This window comes from Vibrio penaeicida (genome assembly GCF_019977755.1).
GTDB lineage: Bacteria > Pseudomonadota > Gammaproteobacteria > Enterobacterales > Vibrionaceae > Vibrio > Vibrio penaeicida.
In genome coordinates, this window is sequence record NZ_AP025144.1 from 3,969,173 (window position 1) to 3,986,693 (window position 17,521).

Below are 17,521 nucleotides of genomic sequence, written 5' to 3' on the forward strand. Positions count from 1 at the left end.
ATCCAGTTCGATAGCGACACTGTTTCTATGGTACCAACCATCTTGTATGGCTTGACTTAGACAGCCCCCAGCTCATCAATAACGCGCCAAAGAATCCAATAAACGTCCACAGTGGGATCACCCATAATGGATGATTGCCTTCGTACCATTGCCACTGGTACAGGGGTAAAAGCATTAATGGGTGCGTAAGGTAAATCCCTAAGCTATGACGGCTGACAAACGAAACCAAACGTTTCGACTTGTCACTTAGCTTGAGGGCAAAGTATCTCACCAATAAAAACAGCGCCGCAGCTTCCATCACGGTGTTAATGGTTTTGTACGACAGCCATCGCCCAACTCGATATTGTTCCGCTTCTAAACTCAATGTAATCACTTGATAGGCATTACAAGCAATCGCTGCTATCGCTACGGTTCCTAGCAGTAAAACGAAAGACAAAGGCACGCTCTCTTGCTTAAACAACAAATAACCGAGAAGTAGGTATCCGGAAAAAAGCCACAAGTCGTTTGACCACAATCCATCAATAAAAAACAGATTCAGCGTTGTGGTCATCATCCAAACCACCAGCAAAGCAATCAGCGGAGGGCGGTCAGCGTGTTGAGCCAAGTGAGTCAGAAATGGGGCAACAAAATACAACGGGATAAAATAATAAAAAAAGCCCAGATGGTAATAGGTTTCGTGATAAAAAAACGCCGAGACTTTTTCTATTAGTACGTTAAGACTCAATCCATCCGTTAAGGAATAAGAGACAATCACAGCGAAAATAAACGACCAAACCACAAACGGCACAACCACCTTCACCACACGCCTTTGAACGTAATAACGTAAATTAAATGGGCGTTGATCACTGAGCAGCAACGCTCCTGTAATCATGATAAAAATAGGAACTGCCCAACGAATGGCGCTGTTCAAGGTTATCGCACTGAGCCAATGACCTATCGGAGTCTCCCCGAGCAAGTGACGATACGGACCAAGAACGTGAATTGCGACAACAGCAACCGCCGCAACGCACCGCAATAGGTCAAAATAGAAAATTCTTTGTTGCATAACATACTCCCAACTTCCCCAAATATATCAGTAAAAGCCGGGAGTACTATGTTACCAACCGTCAGAAAAAGGGAACTCACGGTCAGAAACAGGTGAGTATTTTCTGTTTGTTAGAACAGCTCACATTACGCTGGCTGACGCGTGGCGGCGATAACGATTTCACGCACACATACATTTTGTGGTTGGTTGTAGGCATAACTGATCGCATTAGCGATATCTTCTGGCACAATCACACCGCCCATACCCTCTTTCCACTCTTCATAGCCCGCTTTGATGTCATCGCTGGTCGTATGGCTCAATAGCTCAGTTTCAACGGCGCCTGGTGCAATGGTGACCATCCGAACGCTATCGTCAGCCACTTCTTCACGAATGTTTTCCGTAATGGCATGCACGGCAAACTTAGTGCCGCAGTATGCAGAATGACTAGGGAAGGTTTTGCGACCAGCAATGCTACTGATGTTGATGACTGTACCTGTTTTGCGAGCTTTCATTTTCGCCAGTACCACATGGATACCATTCAACAAACCCATCACGTTCACATCGAACATGGTTTTCCACTCTTGTGGATCTTGCTCGTGCGCATTACCCAACAGCATCACACCTGCGTTGTTGATCAAACCATCAACCGGGCCAAACGCCTCTTCCGCTTCCACAATTGCGGCTTCAAAGCTTTTCACATCGGTCACATCAACATTTCGGCACAAAGTGTTAGGCAGGTTTAACGCTTCCAGTTTCTCAATTCGGCGTGCCAGTAAAAGCAGAGAGTAGCCTTCTGCTGACAACTTTTTCGCGGTGGCTTCACCAATACCTGAACTTGCACCAGTAATTACTATTAACTTCGACATTTTCTTTCTCTCTATCTGTTTCACGGGAACGGAGGACACTATATGGATAAGAGAAATAAATGATAAATATCGTTTTCTGAGGTTTATGATAAGTTTAAGTTATAGATAATAATGAGAAGACCACCATGGATTTGCGTTTACTGAAAAGCTTTTTTGCGGTTTACGAAGAGAAGAACATTACACTCGCTGCAGAACGCTGCTTCGTCTCCCAGCCCTCTATCTCTAATGCTATTAAGCAGTTAGAAGAGGAATTAAATACATCTCTCTTTGTTAGACATAAAAAAGGGGTCAACCTGACCGACGAGGCTCATCACCTTTACCCGCTGGCAATCCGCTTACTTCATGACGTGCAAAAGCTACCTTCACTATTCCAAGAACGCAATCAATGCCTACCTATTAAACTCGCTACTTTTCCAGACATCAGTCAATCAGAACTGGCAAAACTGCTGGCTAAGCTTGCCAAGCACGCTCCAAGCTTACTAATTGAACTGGTGGATCATAACGCAGATTATGATGCGCGAATCTCTTTGGATATGTTTCAGCAAGAAGACGAAATATTCTCGCCACTTTGGGAGGAAGACTACGTCCTTTGCATGCTGTCCGATCACCCTTTAGCCAATCAAGACGCAGTGGATTTAAACCAGTTACATCAACATGATTTCATCGAATGCCCACCGTGTGAAGCCCACCAGCAAACCGTTGGGCTACTTGCCTGCGATGGGCTTGCTGTCAATTTGGTTGCTAAAGCTGAGCATAAAACACAAGTCATGCATTTGGCACAGGCGGGAGTGGGTATATCTTTTCTGCCAACGGGTGTATTAGAAGCGTCTAACATGCTGGTCACCAAGGCATTAAATGGTCCAAGGATGTTTCGTCGGATCGGGCTGTGCTATCCAACCAATACCAGCCTTAACCCAGCCCTTCAATTAGTATTGAAAACGCTAAATCGAAACTAGGAGGCATTGGAATTGATAGTTTTTAGCTATCGAATAGATAATTACAATCGATTTTATCTAATAATAAAATATAGCTATTCTACTCCCATAGCCAAGAAGAACATTCAAAACATTGGGAGAGCATTATGAATACGACACTTATCGGTTTAGACCAACAACAATCAGAAGACCTAGCACAAGCTCTGAATCAGCTACTCGCCAATTATCAGGTGCTGTACATGAACAGCCGCGGTTATCACTGGAATATCAAAGGTCACGCGTTTTTCGAATTGCATGAAAAATTTGAAGAAATCTACACTGACTTGCAAACCAAAGTGGATGAAATCGCTGAACGTATCTTAACCCTTGGGCACACACCGCTGCATAGCTTCTCGGAATACTTAGAAGTCAGCACGATTGAAGAACACACTCAAGCATTTGATGGTCAGAGCACAATGACAGGGCTTGTAAATGGTTTTGGGAAACTTATCCGTCAGCAACGCAACATTCTTGCAGTAGCAGGCGACGCAGACGATGAAGGCACCGCCGCACAAATGGGTGATTACATCCGTGAACAAGAAAAGCTCGTGTGGATGCTGAACGCTTGGCTTCAGTAAGGTCTGTAGACCCGAGCCTTAGAACATAATCCTTGCACTATTTGGGTAATTTACCCGCTTTAGAGTTCCCCCTCTTTACCCGGCTAAATGCCGGGATTTTTCTTATCCATGCATTTTCGTACGTACCGTAGAGCGCACAATAAATCGAGATTTGATGCGTACCGTCTTACTCGGTTGTTCTTCATTGATAAAATCGACAGCAAGGCGTGCAATCTCTTCTGGCGGCTGATGGAAAGTCGTTAAGTCATACCCCGCCCAACTCGCCTGATCAATATCATCATACCCAACAACACTGATGTCTTTAGGGACGTCGAGACCAAATTTCTTACGAGCTGTATCGATGAATCCGCATGCCAGTAAATCCGACGCACAAAATACCGCTTCAGGTAAGTCGACGTGGCTGAGGATCTCATTGGCCAGTTGACATCCGCCTTCATAGCTTGTCTCACCTATCTCGAAGAATTGCGTGTTCAACGATTTCTTCTTTGCCTCTAATTGAAAGGCTTCCATGCGCTCTGTTAAGCCTTGAGAACTCGACTGAGATTTAGCAAATGCCACTTTGCTAAATCCTGCCCTCAAAAACAATTGGCAAACACGTTCAGCCGCCGCGAGGTTATCTGGGCGAATGTTTAGGCAGTTTTCAAACGTCTCTTCCCGATCCAGCAATATCAACCTTTGACCAAACCGGATACACGCTTCGACGACCGAGCGAGATGGAGAGCCCGACAGTATAATTGTGGCTTCTGCACGAAAATGAATGGTCCGCTTTAGCGCATTTTCCGCATCCCCTGAGCCCGAAGTAATAACAAAAGCGGCTCGGCCACTATTTTGAATGCTCTCAATCAACGCATCACACAGTTTTGAGTGCCACGGCTGGACAATATGATCAGCAACGATGCACACGATACCACTTTTCCCTTCAATTAAGCCTTTGGCTAACCGGTTTTCTTCATAACCAAGCTCTTCTGCTGCTTTGAGAACTTTCTCGCGTGTTGCTTGAGATACCGTCCCACCAGAAAAAGTTCTCGAAACCGCTGAACGAGACACACCCGCCAACTCAGCAACAGCACTAGAAGTCACCTTTCCTTTTGTTTTTAATGATTTTATTTCCATAACAACTCACTAAAGAAATTCACTAGTCGATTAAATGCCGCTCTAATAAAACCGACTAAACCAGTACAAAAACCCATCATGACTTAGACAAATCTATATTACAACAAAGATTAAATAGTTGTTAAAAATTTGTTTCAAGGGTTGACAGAACCCTTATTGATTGATTACATTTTGATCAGTGCACACGAGTGCAACAATGAATTAGATGTTTATTCTTCATGGAGGAAGATTTATGAAATACAAGTTAAGTGCAACATTAGCCGCGATAGCTTTAACTGGTGTTACCCACAATGTTTATGCTGAAGGCAAACTCAATTTGGTTTGTTCTGCGACAGTTGATGTATGTGAGTCCCTTGCGAAAGGATTCAGTGAAAAGGCAGATGTGGATGTGAACATGGTTCGCTTATCGTCTGGGGAAGTTTTTGCTCGCGTGAGAGCCGAGGCACGTAACCCTAAGCTTGACATCTGGTGGGGCGGAACAGGCGAGCCGCATTTGCAGGCAGCAGAACTGAGCCTAACAGAACCGTATAAATCGAAACATTTACCAGAGCTGCACGATTGGGCTGTTTCACAAGCAAAAAGTGCTAATTACAGAACGGTTGGTGTCTATTCAGGTGTTTTAGGTATTGCCTACAACACGGAACTGTTAGCCAAAAAAGGCATAGAGCCGCCTAAATGCTGGGAAGATTTACTGAATCCTAAACTTGAAGGAGAAATCCAAGTTGCTAACCCTAATTCATCGGGTACCGCTTATTCAGTACTGGCAACATTAAGTCAACTTATGGGTGAAAATGAAGCTTACCTGTACTTAATGAAGATGAATGAAAATGTCTCGCAGTACACTAAATCAGGTTCTGCTCCTGTTAAGTCGGCTGCTCGTGGAGAAAACGCCGTTGCCATTGTTTACCTTCACGATGCCATAAAACAATCGGTTAAAGGGTTCCCTATTGAAACCGTCGCACCTTGTGAAGGAACGGGCTATGAAATCGGCTCCATGTCTATTGTAAAAGGAGCACGGAACGCTGAAAACGCTCGCCTATTTTACGATTGGGTGCTCACGCCAGACGCGCAAAGTCGATTGAAAGATGTAGGCTCATATCAGCTCCCTTCTAACAAATCTTCGACTATTCCAGAAAAGGCACCAAGGCTAGAAGAGACTAAGTTGATTGATTTCGACTTTGTAACCTACGGGTCTTCAGAAACACGAATTCGCCTTCTTAAGCGTTGGGACGCAGAAGTTGGCGTACTTGCCAAGTAACTCCGCGGCTCCACTTTAAAAATTCATCTCGTGGTACGGAATGCTCACTCTTGTGAGGAGCATTCTGTACACATCAATAAAAATGTGAGGGAAACGAATGCAGCTACAAAATCGACGTTTATATGCAACCGTTGCCGCCGCTGTTTTATCTTTTCTGATACTCCCTTGGTATAGGCAAGAAGAAGGCTTTTATTCTTTCTACTGGATTTCAAGTGTATTCAGTAATGAAGAATCTTCACCAGGTATGGTGCAGTTGTTGGCTTATGGGAAACACTGGTTAATATTTGTTCCTATTGTAATACTCCTGAGCGTGGTAGCGGCTTGTTCGGCTGTCTCATCCAACAGACGAACAAGCCTGCTCATTTATGGCTCCTTGGCGGGTTTTACGCTGCTGACGCTTCAAGGCTTTGCCATTTCTTGGAATGGATGGAGTTGGACATTTTTGTCTGCCGTCTTACCTGAGGTTCCAGGGCAAAACCCGTTCGGTGCAGGTGCTGTCTCCTTTGGTCTGTGCATGGTTGGTCTTTTTTCTTTTGGACTGGCAGAACGTGGGGTAATGAAAGGCGACGCCTTTGTCATTGGCGCTATATCCTTTCTGGTCGTCATGGTCGCAACGTTTGTTCTGTACCCCGTATTGAGCATGTTCGCGGGTTCTGTTCAAACATTGGATGGTACGTTCAACCCGGGAGGTCTAGCGCGAAACTTATTCCACGAAAATGTTTGGAGCCTCGCATGTGTCGTGAGCGATTCACGTTGTGGTGTGGCCATTCGTACGCTTGGCTTAGCCATCTCGACGGCAACTGCATGTACGTTATTAGGACTGTGTTTTGCACTTGTCGTTACTCGAACCAGCTTCAAGTATAAGAAAACACTACGTATTGCCACTATCTTACCCATCATCACACCTCCTTTTGTTATCGGTATGGCACTGATTCTTTTGTTCGGACGAAGTGGCATTATTACAGAGTCTTTGTCGGATCTGTTTGGGATAGAACCCAGCCGATGGCTATTTAGTATGAAGGGGATTTGGCTAGCTCAAGTGCTTTCATTCACACCGATTTCATTCATGATTATGATTGGTGTAGTCGAAGGGGTGAGCCCTTCACTAGAAGAAGCATCCCAAACCTTACGTGCTAACTCTGCTCAAACTTTCTGGAACGTATCTTTACCGTTAATGCGCCCCGGTATTGCCAACGCATTTCTCGTTTCCTTCATTGAAAGTATGGCTGACTTTGGTAACCCGCTCGTACTCAGCGGCAGTAACGGCGTGCTCTCCACCGAGATATTCTTTGCGGTGGTCGGTGCTCAAAGTGATCCAACTCGGGCGGCGTCCTTGGCATTGGTACTCCTGTGTTTCACCTTAACAGCCTTCATGATTCAGCGCCTTTGGTTATCCGGTAAAAACTACGCGACCGTTACGGGTAAAGCAGACTCTGGCGTACATGCCCGACTGCCAAAACCAGCAGAACGTGCAACGGTGACGATTGTTCTCACTTGGATGTCAGTTACCGTCGTTGTCTACGGGATGATCTTATTTGGCGGCTTTGTGAATGTTTGGGGACTGGATCATAGCTTCACCCTTAAGCACTACGCTCATGCATTCAGTATCGAATTCCTCGAAACGGGTATCGAGTGGACGGGTGTTGCTTGGGATTCTTTCTGGACAACCATGGAAATTTCTCTGATTTCCGCGCCATTAACCGCCGCCGTCGGATTGTTGACTGCGTATCTAATTGTCAGACAACATTTTAAAGGGCGAAGTATTTTCGAGTTCTCCCTCATGATGAGCTTTGCGATACCAGGGACGGTTATCGGTGTCAGTTACGTTATGGCATTTAACTACCCACCACTAGAGATGACGGGAACCGCCTTAATTCTCATTCTCGGTTTTGTCTTCCGCAATATGCCCGTTGGTGTGAGAGGGGGTATCGCCGCTATGTCGCAATTAGATCAAAGCCTAGATGAAGCGTCTCAGACTTTGGGAGCAACCACTTGGCGTACCTTACGCAAAGTTATCCTACCACTTTTGAGACCCGCGATATTGAGTGCAATGGTGTTCTCGTTTGTCCGTGCAATTACGTCGATCAGCGCCGTTATCTTCTTAGTGAGCGCAGAGTGGAACATGGCAACGGCCTACATTGTAGGGCTAGTTGAAAATGGTGACTTTGGTGTCGCTATCGCCTACTCCTCCGCTCTTATTGTGGTGATGGTTATTGTCATATCAATATTCCAGTTATTGATTGGGGAAAGGAAGCTCCGAAGACATAACCGACTCGCGACTAAAAAGGCGACCTCTTAGTCCAAGGCCTAAAACAAGGAATTAAGCTAAATGAATAGTTCAAAAAAAGGTGCGGTTGATTTTTCTAGCATCTGCAAAAAATACGGCGATTTTACTGCTGTACCCGATCTCGACTTTCAACTTCGACCTGGGGAGTTAGTCACACTCCTTGGTCCTTCTGGCTGTGGGAAGACAACAACCCTTCGTATGCTAGCAGGCTTAGAGCATCCGTCTTCGGGTTCCATTAAAATTGGTGGCAGAGATGTCACCAACCTGCCGGCGAATGAACGCGATGTCGCGATGGTTTTCCAGTCCTACGCCCTCTTTCCACACATGTCCGTTGCTGAGAATGTTCAGTATGGGCTTATTTCAGGTGGCATGCCTAAAAACTTGGCCATTACGAAAGCAGAGGAAGGTTTAAGCCTAGTGGGTTTGGATGGGTACGGGGAACGCTTACCCTCTGAATTGTCTGGTGGGCAACAGCAAAGGGTCGCGGTTGCAAGGGCTCTGGTACTCGAACCACAGGTTTTGCTTCTTGATGAACCTTTATCGAACTTGGATGCACGATTGCGTCGAAAAGTGCGTACTGACATTCGAGAAATTCAACAAAAGCTCAACCTGACGGCACTGTATGTAACCCACGATCAGGATGAAGCGTTAGCGGTATCCGACCGAGTTGTCATTATGAATAACGGACAGATAGAGCAAGTGGGAACGCCTAAGGAGCTGTACTCACAACCAGAGAATGAATTTGTTGCGGATTTCATTGGCGAAGCGAACTTGGTCGATTGCCTAGTTGTAGGGGTTAACGAGGGTGTCGCGAAAATTGACGTACTCGGCTACACCTTCGAACTGAATTGTGCGCACGCCAAAGTCGGAAACGGACGGCTTGCCGTCAGGCCCGGTGCCATCCAAATATCCTCCAGCCCAGAGGCAAACACCTTGTCTGGCAAAGTCAAAGTCGCGTCATTTTTGGGGGACCATATGGAGTATGAAATAGAAACGGCTGCTGGCGATCTTTTTGCCATCGCCGATAACTCCAACAGTGATATATCCACGAACCAAGAAGTATCTATCCATTTCAGGCAGAGTGATCTCGCGCTGTTGAAACAGGGAGGTAAATCTTAATGACGACAAAATATTCGGCGGCGAATCCGGAAGAAAGCCGGCTTCAGTTCGCCATATCCATCGCTCATAAAGCAGGTATTCTTGCGTTGAAGTACTTCAATGATCTTGCTTCCCTAGCGGTCGAGAAAAAATCGAATGCACACGATGTCGTTTCAATTGCCGACCGCGAAACTGAAATTCTAATGCGAGAACTCATCAAGTCAGAATTTCCAAACGATGGCATTCTTGGTGAAGAATTGGGGTTTGATAATGCTGATTCAGAATACACTTGGGTGATCGACCCCATTGATGGTACTCAAATGTTTCTGTCTGGTATTCCAACGTGGAGTATCTCCATCGCCATTGTTTCTAATGGTGAACCCATCATAGGTGTCGTGTACGACCCCAACCAAGGGGATTGCTACTCTGGTCTAATTGGAAATGGAGCTTATCTAAACAATCAAAAAATGATAATCAACAACCAGCTGTCTCTATCTGATGGCATGACCGGAGTAGGTACTAATCGATTCGGTTCGCAGGAGCCCGTCGTATCTACTATAGATTACATACTCGGTAACGGCGGGCAAGTGATCAGGAATGGTTCCGGAGCGCTGATGCTTGCCCAAGTAGCGGCTTCTAAACTCGTCGCCTATTTTGAACCAAGAATGTACCCATGGGACTGTCTAGCCGGAATTTGTTTAATAAAGGAATCAAAAGGGTACGCTTGCGATTTTGAGCTAAACGACTACACCATAAAGCATGGTGCCCGAGTATTAGCAGGAACAAAGTCGTCTGTATTTGACCTTAAATCACAAATCAAATAGGCATCCAGTCAAAATTCGACACGGATTCCACTCAAAACAAGAGGCTGCATCATTAGCAGCCTCTTATCTTATACGTTAGGAGGCGGGTTCAATTACTTTATGTTTGGGCAACTTAATACTGATTACAGCGGTTAACACTAAGAAGCCGAACGACACCCACAAACATGCCGACAATCCCGCCACCTGAAAGACCCAGCCAGATAATACCGTGCCTATCAACCTTCCCATTGCATTAGCCATGTAGTAAAAACCGACGTCGAGCGAAACCCCATCGCCTTTGGCATAGCTCACTATCAGGTAGGAATGCAGAGACGAGTTAACCGCAAATACTGCCCCAAATACCATTAAACCAATGACGATAACCCACTGTGGATACCACGACATTTGGACGGCATATGCAATCACACCCGTGATACCTGCCAACAGCAGTGCCCAATACAATGCAGCGGAGCCATCGGGGACACGCCCTTGCGCTTTACCGGTAATGTTGGGCGCAAAACCTTGTACCAAACCATAGGCAATCACCCAACTCGCGAGGAACCCGCCTACCCATAGGTGATCCCAACCGAATACTGAACCGAGATACACAGGTAACGCCACGACAAACCAAACATCTCGTGCACCGAACAAAAATAGACGGGCTGCAGAAAGAATATTGATGCTTTCAGACTTAGAGAAAATTTGGCTGAATTTCGGTTTGTTCTTCGCCTTCCCCATGTTGCTTTCAAGTGCGATTAGGCTACCAACCAACACCAAAGACAACACACCAGCCATCACCAATACCGACGCTTTAAAGCCGATAAGAGACAGTAATAATCCACCAATAAAGAAACCTGCACCTTTAAGCGCATTCTTAGAACCAGTGAGGATAGCGACCCATTTGTACAGCCCACCTTGGTCTTCTTTTGGCACCAGCGTTTTAATGGCACTTTTGGCACTCATCTTATTCAGATCTTTAGCAATACCCGAAAGTGCTTGTGCAGCCATAACCCAAGGAATGGTGAGCCACACCGCAGGTACCGCTAGCATCATCAAGGCGACGATTTGCATTCCCAAACCGATATTCATGGTTCGGTTCAAGCCTAACCTCGCTCCTAGCCAACCCCCAATAAGATTGGTCACGACCCCAAAAAATTCATAGAAAAGAAACAGCGAAGCGATAGCCAACGTGCTGTAACCCAAATCATGGAAATACAACACCACCAGCATTCTGAGTGCACCATCGGTGAGTGTGAAGTTCCAATAGTTGAACGTCACCAACATGTATTGGCGAACACTTTTACTCAAACCTGAAAACATGAAAACTCCCATGCTTGGCAGTAAAGGCTGAGGTCTGCCGACCTAGGTAATTGAGCTTTGAGAACATCATGATCCCAAAGCTTTTAAACGATCAATCTAGCTCACGAGAGATCGCCTTACTTCGATGTATAGTCGGATGCCACACGCTCGATGTAATCAACTTGTACGGGTTTGGTAAACGCACCCGGACGAAGTGCCTGTACTTCCCGGATGATGTCATCCAGAGCCCAACCTTTTTCTAGCAATAGGTGAGCGGCGAACAAACCTGTACGTCCCGAGCCTCCCATGCAGTGCATGGCTACGTTACCGTCTTCTTCTAGAATGGCGTGTAAGTCTGGGCTGGCGTTTTGCCATTTAATTTCGAACGCTTCGCTCGGTGCGCAATCGTCTTCAATTTCAATTTGAAAGCACTTCATACCCAATTGCTCGGTTAATGCTCCAAGCTCTGCAACGTCTTTGCTGGCAAGTTCGGCATCACTCAAAGCAGTGACTATCGCTTGCACACCTTGAGATTGAAGCTGCTTCAGAGAATCCTCTAATGAAACGCCTTTTGTACCTGGGCAAGGCGTTAAAACCAAACCACCGATTTCTAAATCTAAATTCCAAGTGGGGTGAGACATGTCTGTTCCTCTCTATGCCAAACCAACATTACGAACCAACTCAGCGGTACGAGTCGCGTAGCCCATTTCATTGTCATACCACGCATAGATTTTCACCATTCGCGTTCCAACAACCATGGTTGAAAGCGCATCGACAATGGTAGAGCGTTGGTCGCCTTTATAATCGATTGATACCAGTGGACGCTCTTCAAAACCAAGAATCCCCTTCAGTTCGCCTTCAGATGCTTCTTTAAGCAAGGCGTTCACTTCTTCTGGAGTGGTGTCCTTTTTCACATCAAAAATGATGTCGGTTAAAGAGGCATTGGCTAAAGGTACGCGCACCGCGTGTCCGTTAATCTTGTCTTTTAGCTCTGGGAAAATTTCCACAATCGCGGTCGCGCTGCCCGTTGTGGTTGGAATCAAGCTCATTCCACATGCGCGTGCGCGGCGAAGGTCTTTATGGGGCGCATCTAAAATGGTTTGAGTATTGGTTAAGTCGTGAATCGTCGTGAAAGACGCTTGCGCTATCCCAAGCTTCTCATGGATAACTTTCACAACAGGTGCAATGCAGTTGGTGGTGCAAGAAGCTGCGGTAACAATTTTATGCCTCGCAGGGTCGAAGATATGGTCGTTCACGCCCACCACGATGTTCGCTATGCCTTCTTCTTTTACTGGCGCTGATACCACAACACGCTTTACACCCTGATCTAAGTACTGGTTCAGGAAAGAGGTTTTGCGATGCACGCCCGTTGCTTCAATCACCACGTCGCAGCCCGACCAATCGGTATCCGCAATGGAAGCATTTTGTGACGTCGAGATTCGCTGATCATTGATAACAATATCACCATTATCGACACTCACTTCGTGGTGCCAGCGCCCCTGAACGGAATCAAACTCCAGCAAGTGGCCTAAGGTTTCTGCATTTCCTGCCACATCATTAATGTGAACAAATTCGATTTCGGACCAGTCAAACGCCGCGCGCAATGCTAGGCGACCAATTCTGCCAAAACCGTTAATTCCTACTTTAATCGTCATCGTTTTATCTTCCATTTAGGGAAACTGTTGTACCCAAGTAACTTTAAGGTGACTGGGAGCTACTGGCATGGTCTTTCAGCGCGATTCAAACGTTCTATATCGGCTTGATACTGCACTTTCAAACTTTCTGAAGTCGCAATACCATCAATCACATTGCTTAGCCATTCAGGTAATTCTGAAGAGATTTGGTAATACACCCATTGCCCTCGGCGTTCATCCAACAGCACACCGGATTGTCTTAATTGCGCAAGGTGGCGTGAGATTTTGGGCTGGCTTTCTTCCAATGCATCCATTAGTTCACATACACAAAGGCTGCCTTCTCGGGCGAGCAGAAGTAAGCATCTCAAACGTGTTTCGTCTGACAGCATCTTGAAAAACAGGTGAGGTAACATAGCCATCTCTTAATATATTCGCATATCCATATATATTAAAAAATAACGAACTTAGGTCAAGAGAGAAAGATCAAATTAATAGAATTGTCACATAAGGAAAGGACAGTGAGTCAAGCAGCTCAATTACCCACCGACGGCTTTGGGCGGCTTCATATTGGTCAGAATCATTGCTTGCATGTGCTCACTCCAGTTCATCGCTTCGTGAAGTTCATTTCGGACATCGTCCACTTTCAGCTGCAGTGATTGGCACAAACTTTCCACGCCATCCCAATCAGCATTTTCAAAGCGTTCTTCAAGCGTTAACAGCTGACCCAGAGGCCCTTCACGCTGGAGCAACGCAATGTTGATTTCAGCGCATAATGGGAGTTGCTCAAGTAAGCTGTCCATGGAATGGTCGAGAAAGGAATCCAACAATGAAAACAACCCAATGATGAACGCTTGATCACGTTGGCTATCAAAGGGGCGATAGCGAGTCATTAAGTGGCAGAAACGCGCGCGCTGCAACGACAGCTTATGCAATTCCAATGGTTTCTTGTTCGAAACATAAGAAGCAACAACCAAGGAAACAAACTGTTTAAGCTTATCTTGTCCTAGGTAGACCAAGGCCTGCCTAAAAGAGGAAATAGGCACAGAAATCCTTGGCGTCATTCCATTTACAAAACGCAGTAATTGATAACTGAGCGTCACATCTTGAGTGACCAACATTTCGACGCGATCGTAGTCGACATCGGCTTGGCAAACTTCTTGAAAGAGCTCAAGGGCAAGCATTTGCTCAGGTTTAACTGCGCGATTACGGATAACTTCAGGCTTACTGAAGAAAAAGCCTTGGAAGAAATCGAAACCCGCCTCACGAGCCGCTTCAAATTCTTGATACGTTTCAACACGCTCAGCTAAGAATTTACATTTTGACCCAGCGGCTATCTTTTGACGAACGTATTCGCACGCTTGCTCGATACCCACTTGCATCAGGTCTATCTTGATAATTTTTGCGTAAGGAACAAATCGCTCCCACTCTGCGCCCAAATCAAAATCGTCCAACGCAATGGCGTAGCCATGACGATGTAGGTAACGGATCGCGTGCAGTAAATCGTCGGTTGGGCGGCATGTTTCCAGCACTTCTACAATGATTTGCTCTTTGGGCAATGCCATTGGAAGCATTCGAACCAAACTTTCGTGAGGGAAGTTAATGAAGTAGCGAGAAGCTTTAGAGGTCGCACTACTTCCAAAAGAAAGGAAGTTCTCGACGATCAAGCGGTAGGTCGCTCGATTTGAGTCAACATGAACGGGAAATGCGTTGTGCTCCCCGTCTCTGAACAGCAGTTCATAGCCTATGGTTTGGCATTTATTATTCAGAATAGGTTGCCGTGCAACATAGGTGTACATAGATAATTACCCAAAACCACAAACTAAAGGTATCACTGGTCCGAGAAGATACCGTATTTCCATGCGTATCGGTAGTCCAAATTGTTAATATCCACCAATGCGTTAAGCTCTTGCCGTCGCCAGCAAAGCACCGCAACCGATAAACATAGAGCCAAAAATCCGGTTCATTCTCGACATCATCTTTTCTGATCGGATAAACCGACCTAAATGCGCAGCCATTCCGGTGTAAAAAATCATGACAAAAATATCAATTACAACGGTGGTCACACCAAGCACAATAAGCTGAGTCATCTGATCTTGAGCCGGATCGATAAACTGTGGAAACAGGGCTACGAGGAAAACAATCGACTTCGGATTGGTCAAATTGATAAAAGTGGCACTCCGCATCAATTGCCATCCCGACACTTGTTTGGGCTCTGTAGAAACGGTTAAGCTCGTGGTTTCTCGCCACTTTTGCATACCAAGTAAAATTAGATAGGCCACTCCAACCCACTTGATCACAGTAAATGCTATTGCAGACTGTGCAACCAAGGCGCCTATCCCTGCTCCTACTAAGACAATATGAAAGGTAAGCCCAATTTGTAAACCCAAGATCGCGGGTAACGACTTGCGTATCCCATAATTGATACCATTACTGATCGAGTTCACAGTTCCTGAGCCCGGTGCGAAACTAAAAATGATTGCGGTGGCGATATAGGTCAACAAAACTTGGGTATCCATTTCTGCAATCCTTTTTACATTCAATCGTCACTTTCAGCGTACAATATACCTATAGTCGACAATCTAACAGAGAAAACCATGAGCGAATTCGCCTCCTCCAACTACACATTCAGTCAGGAAGACTCTTTTTCGCAATATTATGCCCAACAGATTGCGCCTTTTTGGCAACAAAGGCAACACGGTTACTCGCAGGGCACCAATGGCCGCCGCCTTTACTGGATCTCTCTGACTTCACCTAAGCACACGAAAGCCATTATGGTCGTGAACGGGCGTATCGAAAGTACGTGGAAATACCAAGAACTCTTCTTCGACTTATTCCAACAAGGTTACGATATCTACTCTTACGATCATCAAGGTCAAGGTTTGTCGGATAGGCTCACCGAAAACCCCGAATTAGGGCATGTGATGGACTTTGGCGATTACGTAGACGACATGGCTTTAATGGTTGAACAGTTCGGTTTCTCGCGTTACGAACAGTCCTTTTTACTGGGGCATTCAATGGGGGGAGCAATCATCACTCGGTATTTGCAAACCCACGCCAATCACCCGTTTGTTGCAACGGCACTGAGCGCCCCTATGTTTGGGGTAAACCTATCTTGGTACATGCGCCCAGTTGCGAAGATTCTTAGTGGGCTTATTGATACCTTTTCAAACAAACCCAATTTTGCACCGGGTCAAGGGGCGTATTGGAGTAAACCCTTCGAGAATAACCCTCTTACGTTTAGCAAAACACGCTATACGTGGTTCCGAGATTTATATGAATCCATGCCACAACTCAAGCTCGGTGGGCCAAGTAGCCGCTGGGTATGGCAGAGCCTGACAGCCGCGCAAACCTGTGTGGATAAAGCCGCCGACATAAAAACACCACTGCTGTTGCTGCAAGCGGGCGATGACATTATCGTGAGCAATCAAGCGCAATCAGAATTTATTCAAAACCTAAAACGAGAGAAACGCGTTACACACATGGTTAGCTTGCCCGATTCTAGGCATGAATTACTGTTCGAACGAGATCATATACGCAACGCTGCCCTTGAAAGTATTCTCAGGTTCTTTCAAGGGAATACATCGAAAGAGTAATCAATTAGCCGAATCAAAAAAGAATAGGTTCCTAAAAGAGGAAATACGGAATTACCCTCTTTTTTGTCATGAGACTGAATTAGACTAGGGTGATAATTTCCTTATTAATAACGTCGAGTACCTACACACCCTATGAAGACCACTGCTAGCGATTCCAATCTTAACGGCTCTGATATTGACCATGCCAACTTCAGTATCGTTGCTTCCGACCTTGACGGTACACTCCTTGCGCCGAACCACCAGCTAAGTGAATTCAGTAAATCCACGCTGAAAGCCCTGCATCAACAAGGCATTCACTTCATTTTCGCAACAGGTAGGCACCACGTCGACGTTGCAGGAATTCGCAGCCAAGTGGGTATTCCTGCTTACATGATCACGTCAAATGGCGCACGTGTACACGACACCAACGATAACTTGGTGTACAGCCAAAATGTGCCTTCTGAGTTGGTGCAACCTGTCATCGATATCATAAAAGAAGACAAAGACATCATTATTCACCTGTATCAGAATGAATCGTGGTTATTGGATCGGGAAGACGAAAAACTCAAAAACTTCCATGAGGAATCCGGCTTTACGTATCAACGCTTTGAGGTAAATAACGCACCAACCGATGGAATAGCTAAATTGTTTTTCACCTACCCTGATCATGAACATTTGGTTCAATTTGAAAGCCAATTGAATGACGTATTTGGCGACAAACTGAATATCGCATTCTCGACACCGTGGTGCTTAGAAGTCATGGCGGCTGGAGTATCAAAAGGGGAAGCATTGGATGCCGTTGCCAAGCAGTTGGGCTTTGGTCTTGAAAACTGCATTGCTTTTGGTGATGGCATGAACGACGTCGAAATGTTAGCCATGGCGGGCAAGGGATTAATCATGGAAACATCCCATGAAAAAGTGAAGCTTGCCCTACCAAACAACGAAATCATTGGCAGCAACGCGAACGACGCCGTTGCACACTATCTAGAAAATCATTTGATAGGAAAAGATTAAC

General features: G+C 45.8%; 17 protein-coding genes. 8 read left to right on the forward strand and 9 right to left on the reverse strand.

Annotated elements, in window-relative coordinates:
* Positions 1–25: 25 nt before the first annotated feature.
* Together LDO37_RS17705 and LDO37_RS17710 are read right to left on the reverse strand one after the other, a co-directional pair.
* On the reverse strand, positions 26–1,045 hold the full coding sequence (locus tag LDO37_RS17705; protein WP_126606995.1) for an acyltransferase: 1,020 nt from the start codon (positions 1,043–1,045) through the stop codon (positions 26–28).
* A gap of 125 nt (positions 1,046–1,170) precedes the next feature.
* A complete protein-coding gene (locus LDO37_RS17710) occupies positions 1,171–1,890 on the reverse strand; it encodes an SDR family oxidoreductase (protein WP_126606996.1) in 720 nt (239 codons plus the stop codon).
* A 125-nt stretch (positions 1,891–2,015) separates the two neighbouring features.
* Between LDO37_RS17710 and LDO37_RS17715 the strand changes: the two genes are divergently transcribed.
* Together LDO37_RS17715 and LDO37_RS17720 are read left to right on the forward strand one after the other, a co-directional pair.
* Positions 2,016–2,846 carry a LysR family transcriptional regulator gene (locus LDO37_RS17715; protein ID WP_126606997.1) on the forward strand — a complete coding sequence of 277 codons (831 nt, stop codon included), beginning with the start codon at positions 2,016–2,018 and terminating at the stop codon, positions 2,844–2,846.
* Positions 2,847–2,971: 125 nt separating this feature from the next.
* On the forward strand, positions 2,972–3,442 hold the full coding sequence (locus LDO37_RS17720) for a Dps family protein (protein ID WP_126606998.1): 471 nt from the start codon (positions 2,972–2,974) through the stop codon (positions 3,440–3,442).
* A gap of 102 nt (positions 3,443–3,544) precedes the next feature.
* Here LDO37_RS17720 and LDO37_RS17725 read toward each other — a convergent pair whose 3' ends face one another.
* A complete protein-coding gene (locus LDO37_RS17725) occupies positions 3,545–4,555 on the reverse strand; it encodes a LacI family DNA-binding transcriptional regulator (protein ID WP_126606999.1) in 1,011 nt (336 codons plus the stop codon).
* A 232-nt stretch (positions 4,556–4,787) separates the two neighbouring features.
* On the opposite strand from LDO37_RS17725, the gene LDO37_RS17730 reads away from it, so the two are divergent.
* The 4 genes from LDO37_RS17730 to LDO37_RS17745 all read left to right on the forward strand — a co-directional run bounded on the left by LDO37_RS17730 (position 4,788) and on the right by LDO37_RS17745 (position 10,022).
* The gene (locus LDO37_RS17730) at positions 4,788–5,813 is read left to right on the forward strand and encodes an ABC transporter substrate-binding protein (RefSeq protein ID WP_126609458.1); all 1,026 of its coding nucleotides are present in this window, start codon (positions 4,788–4,790) and stop codon (positions 5,811–5,813) included.
* Positions 5,814–5,910: 97 nt separating this feature from the next.
* Entirely contained in the window at positions 5,911–8,112 is a 2,202-nt protein-coding gene (locus tag LDO37_RS17735) for an ABC transporter permease (protein WP_126609457.1), read from the forward strand.
* A 30-nt stretch (positions 8,113–8,142) separates the two neighbouring features.
* The gene (locus tag LDO37_RS17740) at positions 8,143–9,219 is read left to right on the forward strand and encodes an ABC transporter ATP-binding protein (RefSeq protein ID WP_126609456.1); all 1,077 of its coding nucleotides are present in this window, start codon (positions 8,143–8,145) and stop codon (positions 9,217–9,219) included.
* On the forward strand, positions 9,219–10,022 hold the full coding sequence (locus tag LDO37_RS17745; RefSeq protein ID WP_126609455.1) for an inositol monophosphatase family protein: 804 nt from the start codon (positions 9,219–9,221) through the stop codon (positions 10,020–10,022). Before LDO37_RS17740 ends, LDO37_RS17745 begins: the two co-directional genes overlap by 1 nt.
* A gap of 75 nt (positions 10,023–10,097) precedes the next feature.
* Here the strand turns inward: LDO37_RS17745 and arsJ are convergent, their stop codons facing one another.
* The 6 genes from arsJ to rhtB form a co-directional block, all read right to left on the reverse strand.
* Positions 10,098–11,321, reverse strand: a complete 1,224-nt coding sequence (gene arsJ / locus LDO37_RS17750) for an organoarsenical effux MFS transporter ArsJ (RefSeq protein ID WP_126609454.1) — start codon at positions 11,319–11,321, stop codon at positions 10,098–10,100.
* 116 nt (positions 11,322–11,437) lie between these two features.
* On the reverse strand, positions 11,438–11,941 hold the full coding sequence (locus LDO37_RS17755; RefSeq protein ID WP_126609453.1) for a cyclin-dependent kinase inhibitor 3 family protein: 504 nt from the start codon (positions 11,939–11,941) through the stop codon (positions 11,438–11,440).
* Between the two features lie 12 nt (positions 11,942–11,953).
* Positions 11,954–12,955, reverse strand: coding sequence for an ArsJ-associated glyceraldehyde-3-phosphate dehydrogenase (locus LDO37_RS17760; RefSeq protein ID WP_126609452.1), 1,002 nt, complete (start codon positions 12,953–12,955; stop codon positions 11,954–11,956).
* A gap of 59 nt (positions 12,956–13,014) precedes the next feature.
* Positions 13,015–13,347 (reverse strand): metalloregulator ArsR/SmtB family transcription factor, encoded by a 333-nt coding sequence (locus tag LDO37_RS17765; protein ID WP_126609451.1) that lies wholly within the window; start codon positions 13,345–13,347, stop codon positions 13,015–13,017.
* A gap of 123 nt (positions 13,348–13,470) precedes the next feature.
* Positions 13,471–14,730, reverse strand: coding sequence for an EAL and HDOD domain-containing protein (locus LDO37_RS17770; RefSeq protein ID WP_126609450.1), 1,260 nt, complete (start codon positions 14,728–14,730; stop codon positions 13,471–13,473).
* 102 nt (positions 14,731–14,832) lie between these two features.
* Positions 14,833–15,450 (reverse strand): homoserine/homoserine lactone efflux protein, encoded by a 618-nt coding sequence (rhtB, locus tag LDO37_RS17775; protein WP_126609449.1) that lies wholly within the window; start codon positions 15,448–15,450, stop codon positions 14,833–14,835.
* Between the two features lie 78 nt (positions 15,451–15,528).
* Here rhtB and LDO37_RS17780 point away from each other — a divergent pair, with 78 nt between their 5' ends.
* Together LDO37_RS17780 and LDO37_RS17785 are read left to right on the forward strand one after the other, a co-directional pair.
* Positions 15,529–16,527: an alpha/beta fold hydrolase gene (locus LDO37_RS17780; RefSeq protein WP_126609448.1), complete on the forward strand. Its 999-nt coding sequence runs from the start codon at positions 15,529–15,531 to the stop codon at positions 16,525–16,527.
* Between the two features lie 132 nt (positions 16,528–16,659).
* Positions 16,660–17,520 (forward strand): Cof-type HAD-IIB family hydrolase, encoded by an 861-nt coding sequence (locus LDO37_RS17785; RefSeq protein WP_126609447.1) that lies wholly within the window; start codon positions 16,660–16,662, stop codon positions 17,518–17,520.
* The last annotated feature ends 1 nt before the right edge of the window (position 17,521 follow it).

What these genes read in the sequence shown, in the direction of transcription:
- LDO37_RS17725 (WP_126606999.1), bottom strand. Translation starts at nt 4,555, where the DNA reads ATGGAAATAAAATCATTAAAAACAAAAGGAAAGGTGACTTCTAGTGCT.
- LDO37_RS17715 (WP_126606997.1), top strand. Translation starts at nt 2,016, where the DNA reads ATGGATTTGCGTTTACTGAAAAGCTTTTTTGCGGTTTACGAAGAGAAG.
- rhtB (WP_126609449.1), bottom strand. Translation starts at nt 15,450, where the DNA reads ATGGATACCCAAGTTTTGTTGACCTATATCGCCACCGCAATCATTTTT.
- LDO37_RS17710 (WP_126606996.1), bottom strand. Translation starts at nt 1,890, where the DNA reads ATGTCGAAGTTAATAGTAATTACTGGTGCAAGTTCAGGTATTGGTGAA.
- LDO37_RS17735 (WP_126609457.1), top strand. Translation starts at nt 5,911, where the DNA reads ATGCAGCTACAAAATCGACGTTTATATGCAACCGTTGCCGCCGCTGTT.
- LDO37_RS17755 (WP_126609453.1), bottom strand. Translation starts at nt 11,941, where the DNA reads ATGTCTCACCCCACTTGGAATTTAGATTTAGAAATCGGTGGTTTGGTT.
- LDO37_RS17785 (WP_126609447.1), top strand. Translation starts at nt 16,660, where the DNA reads ATGAAGACCACTGCTAGCGATTCCAATCTTAACGGCTCTGATATTGAC.
- LDO37_RS17770 (WP_126609450.1), bottom strand. Translation starts at nt 14,730, where the DNA reads ATGTACACCTATGTTGCACGGCAACCTATTCTGAATAATAAATGCCAA.
- arsJ (WP_126609454.1), bottom strand. Translation starts at nt 11,321, where the DNA reads ATGTTTTCAGGTTTGAGTAAAAGTGTTCGCCAATACATGTTGGTGACG.
- LDO37_RS17730 (WP_126609458.1), top strand. Translation starts at nt 4,788, where the DNA reads ATGAAATACAAGTTAAGTGCAACATTAGCCGCGATAGCTTTAACTGGT.
- LDO37_RS17760 (WP_126609452.1), bottom strand. Translation starts at nt 12,955, where the DNA reads ATGACGATTAAAGTAGGAATTAACGGTTTTGGCAGAATTGGTCGCCTA.
- LDO37_RS17765 (WP_126609451.1), bottom strand. Translation starts at nt 13,347, where the DNA reads ATGTTACCTCACCTGTTTTTCAAGATGCTGTCAGACGAAACACGTTTG.
- LDO37_RS17780 (WP_126609448.1), top strand. Translation starts at nt 15,529, where the DNA reads ATGAGCGAATTCGCCTCCTCCAACTACACATTCAGTCAGGAAGACTCT.
- LDO37_RS17740 (WP_126609456.1), top strand. Translation starts at nt 8,143, where the DNA reads ATGAATAGTTCAAAAAAAGGTGCGGTTGATTTTTCTAGCATCTGCAAA.
- LDO37_RS17705 (WP_126606995.1), bottom strand. Translation starts at nt 1,045, where the DNA reads ATGCAACAAAGAATTTTCTATTTTGACCTATTGCGGTGCGTTGCGGCG.
- LDO37_RS17720 (WP_126606998.1), top strand. Translation starts at nt 2,972, where the DNA reads ATGAATACGACACTTATCGGTTTAGACCAACAACAATCAGAAGACCTA.
- LDO37_RS17745 (WP_126609455.1), top strand. Translation starts at nt 9,219, where the DNA reads ATGACGACAAAATATTCGGCGGCGAATCCGGAAGAAAGCCGGCTTCAG.